Origin of the sequence: Pantoea sp. CCBC3-3-1, from assembly GCF_007981265.1 — a bacterium.
Taxonomy (GTDB): Bacteria; Pseudomonadota; Gammaproteobacteria; order Enterobacterales; family Enterobacteriaceae; genus Erwinia.
This window is the reverse complement of the sequence record NZ_CP034363.1, coordinates 149,138-162,420: the sequence shown is the minus strand read 5'-3', so window position 1 is coordinate 162,420 and position 13,283 is coordinate 149,138. Positions and strand designations below refer to the sequence as shown.

At 53.2% G+C, this 13,283-nt stretch carries 9 protein-coding genes; 3 read left to right on the top strand and 6 right to left on the bottom strand.

The features are described from left to right. Position 1: 1 nt before the first annotated feature. Positions 2–886: an N-carbamoylputrescine amidase gene (gene aguB / locus EHV07_RS00585; protein ID WP_147193859.1), complete on the bottom strand. Its 885-nt coding sequence runs from the start codon at positions 884–886 to the stop codon at positions 2–4. A 52-nt stretch (positions 887–938) separates the two neighbouring features. Further along, positions 939–2,282, bottom strand: a complete 1,344-nt coding sequence (locus tag EHV07_RS00580; protein WP_217363419.1) for an APC family permease — start codon at positions 2,280–2,282, stop codon at positions 939–941. A gap of 148 nt (positions 2,283–2,430) precedes the next feature. On the opposite strand from EHV07_RS00580, the gene EHV07_RS00575 reads away from it, so the two are divergent. Continuing rightward, positions 2,431–3,369: a LysR family transcriptional regulator gene (locus EHV07_RS00575; protein WP_147193854.1), complete on the top strand. Its 939-nt coding sequence runs from the start codon at positions 2,431–2,433 to the stop codon at positions 3,367–3,369. Between the two features lie 53 nt (positions 3,370–3,422). Further along, positions 3,423–3,665 carry a DUF1158 family protein gene (locus tag EHV07_RS00570; RefSeq protein WP_147193852.1) on the top strand — a complete coding sequence of 81 codons (243 nt, stop codon included), beginning with the start codon at positions 3,423–3,425 and terminating at the stop codon, positions 3,663–3,665. A gap of 37 nt (positions 3,666–3,702) precedes the next feature. Here EHV07_RS00570 and mgtA read toward each other — a convergent pair whose 3' ends face one another. Together mgtA and EHV07_RS00560 are read right to left on the bottom strand one after the other, a co-directional pair. Further along, positions 3,703–6,381: a magnesium-translocating P-type ATPase gene (mgtA, locus tag EHV07_RS00565; protein WP_147193850.1), complete on the bottom strand. Its 2,679-nt coding sequence runs from the start codon at positions 6,379–6,381 to the stop codon at positions 3,703–3,705. A 413-nt stretch (positions 6,382–6,794) separates the two neighbouring features. Next, positions 6,795–7,553 (bottom strand): DNA-binding transcriptional regulator YciT, encoded by a 759-nt coding sequence (locus EHV07_RS00560; protein WP_147193848.1) that lies wholly within the window; start codon positions 7,551–7,553, stop codon positions 6,795–6,797. A 144-nt stretch (positions 7,554–7,697) separates the two neighbouring features. On the opposite strand from EHV07_RS00560, the gene EHV07_RS00555 reads away from it, so the two are divergent. After that, a complete protein-coding gene (locus tag EHV07_RS00555) occupies positions 7,698–9,146 on the top strand; it encodes a carboxylesterase (RefSeq protein ID WP_147193846.1) in 1,449 nt (482 codons plus the stop codon). On the opposite strand, the gene EHV07_RS00550 is transcribed toward EHV07_RS00555, so the two are convergent. Both EHV07_RS00550 and EHV07_RS00545 read right to left on the bottom strand, forming a co-directional pair. After that, on the bottom strand, positions 9,127–10,173 hold the full coding sequence (locus tag EHV07_RS00550; protein WP_147193843.1) for an AI-2E family transporter: 1,047 nt from the start codon (positions 10,171–10,173) through the stop codon (positions 9,127–9,129). The genes EHV07_RS00555 and EHV07_RS00550 overlap by 20 nt on opposite strands. Then, positions 10,170–13,280, bottom strand: coding sequence for an efflux RND transporter permease subunit (locus EHV07_RS00545; RefSeq protein WP_147193840.1), 3,111 nt, complete (start codon positions 13,278–13,280; stop codon positions 10,170–10,172). Before EHV07_RS00545 ends, EHV07_RS00550 begins: the two co-directional genes overlap by 4 nt. Positions 13,281–13,283 lie beyond the last annotated feature (3 nt).

Below are 13,283 nucleotides of genomic sequence, written 5' to 3'. Positions count from 1 at the left end.
GTTATCTCCTTACCCGACCGTCAGAGGTGGCTATTGCGCTATACATCTCCGGCCGCCGATCGCGGAACACTCCCCAGGCAGCACGCTGTGCGGCGATCGCGTCCAGATCGAAAGTCTGTACCAGAACGCACTCTTCTGTTTTACCTGCCTGCTTAACCAGTTCTCCTGTCTGATTGGCGATAAATGAGGAGCCGTAAAAAGTCATTTCAAGGCCGGGAATAGAGCGACTCCGTTCCGTTCCGATGCGGTTAGACGCAATAACCGGCAGGATGTTAGCAGCCGCATGTCCCTGCTGAACTCTGGTCCAGTGCGGCTGGCTGTCGATATCGGGATAAGCCGGCTCTGACCCTATTGCCGTAGGGTAAAAGAGCAGCTCGGCCCCCTGAAGCGCCAGGCAGCGTGCGGTTTCCGGGAACCATTGGTCCCAGCAGATCCCCACACCAATTTTTGCATAATGCGTTTCCCACACTTTGAAACCGGTGTCGCCAGGAATAAAAAATTGTTTTTCCTGATAAGCCGGACCATTTGGAATATGGGTTTTACGGTAGGTATCCAGCACGGCACCGTCCGCATCAATCATCACCAGGGAGTTATAATAAGCGTTATGACATTTTTCAAAGAAGCTTATCGGCAGCACTACCTGCAATTCTTTGGCAAGCGCTGAAAAATGTTTAATAAGCGGACTACGCTCCCTTTCCTGTGCCAGAGAATAATGTTCCGGGCTTTGGTCAATACAAAAATAGGGCGTCGCAAAAAGCTCCTGAATCAAAATTATTTGCGCGCCCTGAGCGTGAGCTTCACGCACCAGTTTTTCCGCATTGAAGATATTATTCTCCAGATCCCAGCAGCAGCGCATCTGTGTTGCAGATACCGTTACGTTTCTCATAGACAGTCCTCAAAAATAAATACGGAAGTCAGTTTTCTCAGGTGAAAATTTTTTAAATATTACTCTGTGATCTTCGATCGTATTGCAACATAATGACTTCTCCAGCGACCAGCGTAGCGATTACCCCGGCAATGATTGGGGTGCTGTAGCCACCATCAATTTCCCCTTTAAACAAATCGGGGAAAATAAAAAGAACGATGCCCTGAACAATAAATAACAAACAAACCCCCGCAACCAACCATTGCCCCACCACGCCGCCGGGAACACGGTAAGGACGGTGAACATGCGGGGATTTATAGCGTAACCAAAACCATCCACTGAACAGAAACAAATAAGGAAGAAGAAAAATACAGCTGGAGAATGAAAAAATTATCCAGAATAAGTCACTGTTATCGCTGGCGAGCTGGCTGTAGCAAACAATTATCAGCGTGGCGATAATTCCTGTCGCCATATTCGCGCCTACGGGTGTTTGATATCGATAACTGATTATCCCCAGACAGGCAGGAAGTTCGCCACTTAGCGCGGCTTCAGCGGCAGTCCGACTGGATCCCGAAGTCCATGTCACCATATTGCTAATAAAACTGAATAACGTTAGTGCACATAAAACATGCAAAATACCCCGCGAGAATTCGCTTTCGGAGAAGATGATTTTCATTGCATCGATAATGCCGGAAACTAAATTGATTTCCTTGATCGGCAGCGCAGCAAGCAACCCAAATGTTCCAAACAGATAAAGCAGTGAAATACATAACGCAGACGTTAACATTGCCAGCGGCAGGGTTCTCTCCGGTTTTTTTATCATTTTCCCCATGCTGGCTACCAGCTCCAAACCCAGAAGGCTATAGATAATAGCGGGCAGGAAGCGGCTGCTTTCATCGAGGTGTGGAATCAGAGACGCAGGTTGAAAATGATTTGCCAGCCCATTTTTTGCAAGATAGTGAAGACCTGCCAAACCGAGGACAATAATGACGGCTATTTTTGCCCAGGCTCCCCAGCGGGCTATTTTCAGGCAAACCGTCGCCGAGACATTACAAAAACCTACCGTTAACCATGTCAGCGCCAGGCATAACGTGATTTGCCAGAAAAGGCTCATTTTTGGCCAGTATAATGAAGCGAATGTTCCGGCAAAAAGAATATAAACCGAAGGCATCCATAAGCCGACATTTATCCAGTATAAAAAGGAGGTTCTGGCCGCCATTCGTTGACCAAACGCTCTCTTTATCCAGTCATATATTCCCCCTTCTGCGGGCCAGGTCGTTCCTAATTCCGTTACCACCAGTGAATAAGGCAGGACGAAACCAATCAGCATAATTCCCCACCATGCAAAAGCCGAAGGCCCAATAGCGGCGGACGCAGCAAGCGTATCCAGAATGACGACGGCACACAGCGTAAACATTGTCAGACTGCCGGCACCCATTCGCTGGTTATTATTTCCCTTCATCCCTGACCTCTGCATTTTTGTGGGTTCAGCGGAAATATATCAGTGACAAAAGTCATGAATAAAATGTATTGTTAACATTGGCTAATGAAGGGAATGCATAGTCATGTTAGATCTAAACCTGTTGCGTCTTATGCTGATCCTGGCAAAGGAAAAGAACGTCACCCGGGCAGCCCACAAAGCAAATATTACCCAGTCCGCCTTCAGCCACGCCCTGAATCGTTTGCGGGCACAGTTAAACGATGAGGTTTTTATCCGCACCCGAAATGGTATGGAGCCAACACCGTACGCGGCGTCCATTATTCCGGTTATTAGCAATACGCTGGACAGGTTGGATGCCGCTACACGGGGCGCGCATCCCTTTAATCCTGCACTGGATGCACATACTTTTTACTTGGGGGCGGTGGATTATTTTGAATTTATGTTTATGCCGGTGTTGACCGCCCGATTTAAAACGACGGCACCCAATGTCCGGCTTTCAGTGGATATATTATCGGAAACGATAAAACTTGAGCGTATGGAAAGAGGCCAGCTGGATGCATTTATTGGCGTCGATACTTTGCAGCATATTCCTCATTACTTTCATAAACATCCACTTATTACCGATCGTTTTGTGGCGATTGCGGCAAAAACGCGTTCAGATTTACCCGCTCAGCTGAACATCAGTCACCTCGTGACGGAAGCACAGATTCATTTGCCCGCAGTGAGCTCGGGGGCTGACCATATCGATCGCTGGCTGGCAGAGCAGCACCTTTACCGACCGCTAGCAACCGTAGTACAGAGCTATGCCGTCGGAGGAAGGATCGCTGTGGCTTCCGGTTATTTAATGTGCGTGCCCTTCCGCATTGCGCGCGAGCTGGCAGGCATGCTTCCCCTGAAAATAGTTGAACTTCCTCAGGGCCTTCCCGCTTATGAACTGGTATTGCTCACCCACAGCTTGTTTGATCATCAACCCGCTTTGCGCTGGCTTATGGACGAGCTGACAAAGGTGAATATTGATATGGCGCGTTATGGCCCGCTTTCTGCTGAGTCAACCGGGCATTGAACCCACAGAGTGATTATCGCAAAATGGCCGCCACCGATCGAAATGGAATGCTAATGAAAAACCCTTTTCTGACTTTTTTAATGCCAATGAGCACGCTTATGCTGGGCTTTCTTTCCGCGCTGCTGCTGCCCGCGCCCTGGTTTGGCCTGAGCCTGACGCACAGACTGGTGGACATATTTCATCTGAGCGATGTGGGTCAACTTTATACGCTGGTTTTTTGTTTGTGGTTTTTACTGCTGGGCGCGCTGGAATATTTTGTAATTCGTTTTCTCTGGCTGCGCTTCGTCAAAGTGTGAAAAAAGGCGAACCGGCGGTTCGCCCTGTTTTTGCTCCTCAGAACCACTGGCCAAAACGACGTATATAGAAGTGTTTCATGCCCTGAGCCACCAGGCAGTAGCCACACAAGATCGCCGCCAGCCACGGGAAATAAGCCCAGGGTAACGGCACCAGCCCGACCGCATGGCCCAGCGGTGAAAACGGAATGCAGATCCCCCCTATCATCACCAGTGCGGTCATCAACATGACCGGCAGCGCTGCGCGGCTTTGAATAAAGGGAACTTTCTTTGTACGCAGCATATGTACTACCAGCGTTTGCGACAGCAGTCCTTCAATGAACCAGCCGGACTGAAACAACGCTTGATGTTCAACGCTGTTGGCAGCAAATACATGCCACATAACGTAAAAAGTGGTGATATCAAAAAGCGACGACGTTGGCCCAACCCACAACATAAAGCGGCCAATATTTTTTGCGTCCCATTTGCGTGGCTTACGCAAAAACTCTTTATCCATTTTGTCCCAGGGCAACGCCAGCTGAGACAGGTCATACATCAGGTTCTGGATTAATAAATGGATTGCCAGCATGGGCAAGAACGGAATAAAAGCGCTGGCCACCAGCACGGAAAAGACATTGCCGAAGTTAGCGCTGGCGGTCATGTTCAGGTACTTGATGATATTGCCAAAGGTTTCCCGTCCTTTAATGACACCCGCTTCCAGCACCAGCAGATTTTTTTCCAGCAGAATGATGTCAGCGGACTCTTTTGCGATATCGGTAGCGGTATCGACAGAGATGCCAATATCGGCAGCGCGCAATGCAGGCGCATCGTTAATGCCGTCGCCAAGAAAGCCCACGGTATGGCCGTTTTTCTGCAACGCTTTCAGCACGCGTGATTTTTGTTGCGGCGCCAGCCGACAGAACAAGGTTCTGGCTTCTGCCTCACGGCACAACTCGTCATCATCCAGCCGCTCAATGTCACTGCCGCACAAGGGTTTACCAGGCTCCAACCCAACATCACGACAGATTTTACGGGTGATAATCGGATTATCCCCCGTCAGCACTTTCACCGTGACGCCGTGTTCATGCAACGCAGCAATCGCTGCAACGGCGCTCTCTTTTGGCGGATCGAGGAAGGTCAGCAGCCCACAAAGCGTCAGCGCTCTTTCATCGCCTTTGTGTAAAGGCCGGTTCAGTGGCATCTCGCCCAGCTCCCGAACCCCTACAAGCAACACGCGGAAGCCCTGCTGGTTTAACTTCTCCACCCGGTCTCGCCATTGCTGACGAGCATCGTCATCAAGTAACTGCCGCTCCCCCGCATCCAGCCAGTGACTGGCCACGGCCAGCATTTCTTCGACTGCGCCTTTGCAAATCAGCTTCTGCTGGTTTTGCTCATCGGCTATCACCACCGACAGCCGACGACGTTCAAAATCAAATGGCAGCTCGTCAATTTTGCGGTAGCGGGCCAAACCGCTCGCTATCTTTTCCTGCCCGAAGCTGAGAATAGCGTTATCCATCAGATTCTTAACACTACTTTGGTGATAACTGTTCAGCCAGGCAAGCTGCAACACGGTTTCGCTGCTCAGCCCATGAGCATCCAGATGGTGAGCGAGAATTATCCGGTCCTGCGTCAGCGTGCCGGTCTTGTCAGTGCACAATACGTCCATCGCGCCAAAATTCTGAATGGCGTTCAGACGTTTCACCACAACCTTACGGCGAGACATTGCAATCGCGCCCTTCGCCAGGTTCGAGCTGACAATCATCGGCAGCATTTCCGGCGTCAGCCCAACCGCTACAGCCAGCGAAAACATCAGGGCTTCCGTCCAGTCACCTTTAGTAAAGCCGTTGATAAATAAAACAATGGGTACCATGACCAGCATAAAACGGATCAGCAGCCAGCTGACGCTGTTTACGCCGCGGTCAAACGCGGTTTGTGGACGTTTGCCCGTCACGGATTTAGCCAGCGAGCCAAACCAGGTACGGTTGCCGGTAGCAACCACCACCGCCGTGGCGGTTCCGCTGGCGACGTTGGTACCAAGCAGGCAAATTCCCGGCATTGCCAGCAAATCCGCTTCATCCGTATCCAGCCCCGCTTCCGCCGTTATGCCAGACAGTGCATCGTACTTCTCAATTGGGATAGCTTCGCCACTTAGCGCAGACTGACTGACAAACAGATCGCGGGAAGAAATTAGCCGCACATCAGCCGGGATCATATCGCCTGCGGAGAGAAAAATAATGTCGCCGGGTACGACGTCCTGCAAGGCGATTTCCATTTTTACCGGCTTCGCCGTATTGCTGTCGCGACGCATTACCGTAGCGGTAGTGCGAACTAACGATTTCAGTGCTTCCGCTGCTTTATTGGTGCGATATTCCTGCCAGAAACGCAGCATACCGCTGAGTGAGATCATCACCAGCATGATTGTCACACCGGTCAGATCGGTTTCCTCGCCCTGACGAAGCGGCAGCAGGTAATCAGTGAAAAAGGTGACAACGGCAAGCGCCATCAGTACCCAGATAAAAGGGTTATTAAACGCCTGCGCCAGTTGGACCAGCGCGCCAGGCGCTTTTTCACTGGCGACCTGATTTTTGCCATATTCCAGCAGCCGTTCTGCGGCATCTTCCATGGTGAGGCCGTCTTGTTGGGTGTTTAGCCGGGCCAGCGTACTGTCCAGGTTTTGCGTCATTTCGCTGGCGATAGCCAGCTCGCGAGCATGGCTTAAACTGGCATTATTCATTTTCATTTGCCGGATCCTTAATTTTTTTCAGGCGCACGAAAGCGCTCCTGCGCGTGAGGATTATTTAGCGTTTTTTGGGATCGGGAGGGACGAAGCAAGAAGGAAGAAACAGGGGGGCGTTTACAGTAAGGGTCTACGCCTTATTCTGCCTGTCTGCCATCGCCCGCCGCTGGTCGGAGGTTCTTTCATTGGTAATCCTTGTCCGGCATATCGCGGGAAAAAAATGAATGAAATACGGGGATGTGACACGCAGAGAAAGAGTGAAACATTGCCCACCGGTTTTCGGCAAGCAAACGGTGACGTGAGCTTACCTCAGAGCGTAAAACGTAAGGGGTGACTGTCCAATGCTGGCTCCTCTGAGGAAAATATCGCCACTATAATCTGCTTTTCACCCTCAACCGTATTACAACAATGTGCAATTAATCAGATTCAGGGATCTCAACAATATCCAAACGTGTGGGCTGTTCAGCCAGTCGTTCGCGATAGTGCACAGCAAGCCCGCTGTCGGTGACGATTTGGTTGAACGTATTTCCTGGCGCAAGCGAATAAGGATGAAGCTGACCAAACTTGGAAGAATCGGTCAGGGCAATGGTGTGGGTATTTTTAGCTATTACGGCATCAACAACGTCGCAGCGCAACATATCACGCCCGGTAAATCCGGCATCAGGATGCCAGCCGTCAACCCCAATAAACGCTTTATGGAAGTTAAGGTGCTGAATGCAGTAGCGCGTGAGTGGCCCCACCACGGACTCACTGCTTTTTTGATACAGGCCGCCGAGGATAATGACTTCACAATCGGTATCGCGCAGCAGGTGAGCGATATAGTGGCTGACGGTGATAATGGTGATGTTGTTGCGTCCAGCCAGTTCACGCGCCAGCAGGGCGTTGGTGCTGCCGCCTTCGATAAAGACCGCCTCGCCTTCGTTGACCAGCGTAGCGGCAAACTCTGCCAGCTTTTTTTTGACCGGATAACGGGTACGCATCCTGGCACTGACGTCATCGCTCTCCAGCGCAACGGCAGAACCATGCACACGACGCAGAAAATGTTCACGCTCCAAAACGTTAAGATCCTGGCGTACCGTCACTTCTGAAACGCCTGTCACCTGTGCCAGCTCGCTTACGCTTACGTGGCCGCGCTCATTAACTAACTGAATGATATGCTGATGTCTTGAATTCATAGGTCCGGACTGAAGCCTGTTTTCTGGCCAGCTTATCAGAAACAACGCGGCGAGGCATTGTCCTGTCAGAATGACGTCGATCAACGCCAGCTTGCTGATTCACACTATACTTCCTGCGAATTATTCGCCGGTAAGGATGACATAATGCTACAACGCACACGCCTCTGGTTGCGACGGTTAACCGTGCTGCTGGTGACAATGCTGATAGTCCTGCTGGCGCTGCGTATCGCCATGACCGAACGTGGGCCGGATTTGCAACTGTGGCACACTTGGCTACCGGACGAACTGAGCGACAGCCAGATGGATCAGGATAGCTGGAGTGATTATCTGGCTAATGAGCAGAAAATCTTTGCTGACATGAAGCTCAACGTTACCGATAAACTTCCGGACGATAATCCCGAGACGTTTAATCGCTACGCTGAAAAAAGCCCTGTTTATCCCGCCCATTTTGCCACCAACTGGAACCGTTCTTACAAGCTACTGCCAGCGGGTAAGCCTCGCGGTGCGGTCGTGTTGTTACACGGACTGACGGATTCGCCTTACAGCCTGCGTCACTTCGCAGCTAACTATCAGCAAAAAGGGTATGTGGTGGTCGCGATTCGCCTGCCGGGACACGGGACTGTACCCGCCGCGCTAACGCAGGTTGAATGGGAAGACTGGATGGCAGCGACCAGGCTGGCGATGCGCGAGGCTCACCGCAGTATTCCTGCGGGTGCGCCGCTGCAAATTATGGGCTTTTCCAACGGCGGTGCGCTGGCGATGAAATATGCGCTGGATGCGCTCGACGATGCGTCATTACCTGCACCGAACAGGCTCATCCTGATCTCACCGATGATTGGCGTTAGCAGCTATGCTCGTTATGCCGGACTGGCTGGCCTGCCTTCCCTGCTGCCCGCGTTTGCGCGTTCGGCGTGGCTCAGCATCCTGCCGGAGTTCAATCCCTTTAAATACAATTCATTTCCGGTTAAGGCGGCCCGACAATCCTGGCTACTGACCAGCGCGCTGCAAAGCCAGCTGCATCGCGACAGTACCAACAATACGTTGAGTAAACTGCCGCCAATACTGACCTTTCAGTCAGTCGCAGACGCAACGGTCAGCACGCCCGCCGTCGTGCGCGGGCTGTACAACCTGTTGCCTGCCAACGGCAGTGAACTGGTGCTGTTTGATATCAACCGATCGGTAAAACTGTCCCCACTGATGCGCAGCACCGCCCTTCATGCGGTAGAGCATCTGCTGCCGCCCGCTCCCCGCACTTACACGACGACTATAGTCACTAACGTTTCACCCCATAACAGCGCCGCCGTCGCTCAGATTACCGCAGCGGGCAGCACGGAGATAACCCAGCTACCGCTTGGACTCAGTTTTCCTGCCGATGTCTATTCGCTCTCTCATGTCGCACTGCCTTTTCCGCTCAGCGATTCGCTGTATGGCCGCACGCCTGCGCCGCCGAATGAATTTGGCGTCAGCTTTGGCTCTCTGACGCCGCGTGGCGAACGCTCGGTACTGATGGTCAGTCTGGACATGCTGATGCGCCAGACGTCAAATCCGTTCTGGCCGTGGATGGTGCAGCGCGTTAATCAGACGCTGAATTAACCAGCGTACTGCTGTCGCCAAGGAGTAGCGCAAGGGGCCGACCGCCCTGCGTCTGCTCCAGCGCGATTTTCACAACGATGGTGAGCGGTACGGAAAGCAGCATGCCTACGATGCCCAGCAGCCATCCCCAGAAAATCAGTGACAGGAATACCACCAGCGTCGAAAGCCCCAGCCCACGCCCCATTAGCCGCGGCTCCAGCATGTTGCCAATCAGCAGGTTGATCAGCAAATAACCGCAGATAACGACGGCCCCCTCCCCGCTGCCGTTAAAAATCAGCACCTGCAAGATGGGCGGAACGGCGGCGATGACCGATCCGATATTGGGAATATAGTTAAGCGCGAAAGCCAGTACGCCCCACAGCAGCGCAAAACGCACGTCCAGCAGCCACAGCATCAGCCAGACGATGCCGCCGGTCAGCAGGCTGATTGCTGTTTTCAGGATCAGGTAGCGGCTTACGCTGTCGAGCGCCCGCTGAATCGCAGCGTTGCTGGCTAAAGGTGAACTCAGGATCTGCGGCAGCTTTTTCGCCAGTAAAGGCACTTCAAGCAGCATGAATACCACGGTCATCAACAGCAGGAACAGATTAGATACCGTGCCGGAAAGCTGCGTCAGCAAGCGGCTCACCAGGTTGATCACCGCATTCGGATCGGCCAACGCCATTCCCTGTTCTGAGGAGAAAGGTATCCCTGTTTGTCGCGCCAGATGCTGAAAATCCCGCAGCCTTTCGGTCAGTATCAGCCGATACTGAGGCAGCGTACGGGCAAAATCATTCAGCATACCGACCAGCGATGTCAGCAGCAGCACGCCGGTCAGCACGATAACGCTGGTGAGCAGCAAAACGGCCAGTACCTGCGGTATGCCTCTGCGCTGCAAAAATTTTACCAGCGGATGCAGGATCACGGCTAAAAACAGGGCGAGGATAAACGGCACCACGATATCCGCGCTCGCCCGAATACCGGCGAAAATGATCACCAGCATGCCGAGCGTTACCACCAACGTCTGCGCTTTTTCCCGGGTCGTTATCATCTTCGAGCCTGGCGAGGACGCTTGATCCTTTCACGCAGACGTTGAATATGCAGATAAAGCGCCGGGATAAACAGCACGCCGACTAGCGTCGCGGACAACATGCCGCTGAAAACAGTCACACCAATAATTTGTCGGCTGGCCGCGCCAGCGCCGGTGGCCATTACCAGCGGTAATACCCCAAGGATAAAGGAAATCGCCGTCATCATTACCGCGCGGAAACGCTGCTTAGCCGCCTGTTCAGCCGCTTCGGCAATGTCCATGCCCTGATCCCGGCGATCGCGGGCAAATTCCACCATCAAAATGGCGTTTTTCGCCACCAGCCCCATCAACAGCACCAGGCCAATCTGCACATAGACATCGTTAGTAAAGCCCATCAGATGCAGGCCAGTAACCGCACCCGCCGCCGCGAAGATCACTGAAAGCAGCACCGCCAGCGGGATGCTCCAGCTCTCATACTGCGCCACCAAAAAAAGCCAGGCGAAAACGATAGCCGCCAGGAAAATCCACAGGGCCTGATTGCCCGTTTGCTGCTCCTGAAGCGACATGCCGGTCCAGCTATAGCCATATCCTTCAGGCAAATGCTGCGCCAGCAGCGTTTCCATAGCAGACATCGCCTGACCTGAACTGACGCCCGCCGCACCAGAACCACTCACCGCTACCGCGGGAAACTGGTTGTACTGCATGATGTAGGGCGCGCCCAACGACGGTGTCATGGTCACCAATTGATTCAGCCGAATTTGCGCGCCTGTCTCGCTGCGCACCGTCAGATGTGAGAGTTGATCGCTGCGCTGACGAAACTGCATGTCATTCTGCACTTGCACCCGAAACTGGCGTGACTGATGCGTGAAGTCCCCAACGTTGCTCCCGCCAAGCGAGGCTTGCAGTACGGCAAAAATGCGGCTGACCGGGACCTGGAGCAGCGCTGCCCGATCGCGATCAATCGTCAGGCTTATTTCAGGCACGGCGGCGCTGAACGTCGTGAACACCCGGCTGAGATGCGGTTGCTGGTTAGCGGCCATGATGATGCGCTGAACAGTGTGTGAAAGTTCCTGCGGTGACTGGCCTGCCAGCGCCTGAATCCTCAGATCAAAGCCTGCTGCATTGCCCAGCCCGCTGATGGCCGGAGGAACAAAAACCATCATCGTGGCCGAAGGAATCGACGCCAGCTTATGCTGAATTTTTGGCAAAATTTTCGCCACGCTCTCACGCTCGTGCCAGTCTTTCAGCAGTACGATAGCAAAACCGCTGGCCGCTGAGTTACCGCCACCAAGCAGGCTGAAGCCCGTAATTTTAATCACATCCCTGACCGCCGGATCCTGGCTGACCTGCTGATACATTTGCTCCATGACTGCCTGAGTTCGCTGTAGCGAAGCGCCTTCGGGCAGCTGGACGTTTACAAAGAGATAGCCTTCATCTTCTTCCGGCAAAAAGCCGCCAGGCAACTGCTGATAAGCCAGCCACGTGACGCCACCCGCCGCCAGCATCACGACAACGGTGGTGATTGCGTAACGGTTTATCTTGCGGCACAGACTCACGTAAGCATCGCGCGTACGGTCAACGCCACGATTAAACAGCGCAAAAAATCCGTTTACAGGCGTGGTGAGTCTTTTCAGCAGACAGGCACAAAGCGCGGGCGTCAGCGTTAACGCGTTGATGCTGGAAAGCACCATTGCGGCCGACAGCGTGACGGCAAACTGCCGATACAGCTCGCCGACAATACCCGGCACCACCGCGATGGGCACAAACACAGCCAGCAGCACCAGCGTAGTGGCAATGACCGGACCTGCGATCTGTTTTAACGCTTTACGGGTCGCCCCGGCAGGCGTTAAGTCCGCTTCTTCCGCCAGCAACCGCTCTACGTTTTCAACCACGACAATCGCATCATCAACCACAATAGTCAGCGCCAGGATGATGGCAAACAGGCTAAGCGTGTTCGCCGAATATCCCGCCATCAGCAGCAGGGCAAAGGTGCCCAGCAACGATACGGGGATGGTCAACGCGACGATAAAGGTGGCACGCAGGCTCTGCAAAAACAGCCAGACCACCGCCAGCACGACCAGCAGGGTTAGCACCAGAGATATGACAATCTCCTTCAGCGTGGCGGTAATCGGATCTGTTGCATCAAATTTGATCTGATAAACCATATCGTCAGGAAACGCCCGCGCCTGGCTGGCCATTTCGGCTCGTACCGCTTTCGCTACGCTAAGGGCATTGGCGTCCGGGGAGGGATAGATCATCAGAAATGCCCCTTCGCTGTTATTCAGCGCAGCATTGACCTGATAATTTTGAGCGCCAAGCTCGGTATTGGCTATATCGTTAATGCGCACCATGCCGCCGTGCGGATTGCTACGCAGCACAACTTTTGCGAACGCCTCTGGCGTCATCAGGCGGCCATGACCATTAATCGTCAGGGTATTTTGCTGCAATGCGGGCGAAGGCGTTGCGCCAATCTGGCCGGCCGCCGCCTGCACATTCTGCTGACGAAGCGCCTGAATCACTTCATCGGTAGTGATGTGCAACGCTTCCATTCGCTGCGGATCGAGCCAGATACGCATGCTGTAATCACGTGCACCGAATACCTGTACATCACCGACCCCGTGTATTCGCGCCAAAGCATCGCGCAGGCGGACAGAAGTGTAGTGACTCAGATAGAGAAGATCGTGCGTTTTCCCGGGTGATAATACGCTGATCCCCATCAACGTATTGCTGGCGCGTTTACGTACCGACAGACCATTATTGTTAACATCCGCGGGCAGCTGGGCGCTAATCTGGGACAATCGATTCTGTACTTCCACCGCCGCCATATCCGGTTGGGTGCCATTGGCAAAGGTAATACTCAGCTGGTAGCTACCGTTATTGCTGCTGGTCGATTCCATATACAGCATATTGCTGACGCCGTTGATTTGCGCTTCGATCGGCGCACCCACAGCTTCGGCGACGTCGCGTGCGCTGGCACCGGGATAGAGTGCCGTCACGCTGACCACTGGTGGAGTGATGTCTGGAAATTGCTCAACGGGGATAATTTTTAGCGCTGCCGCACCAATAAGCGCCGTCATCAGTGCGACAACGATGGCGAATTTAGGTCGTCTGACGAAGAAATTCAGCATACA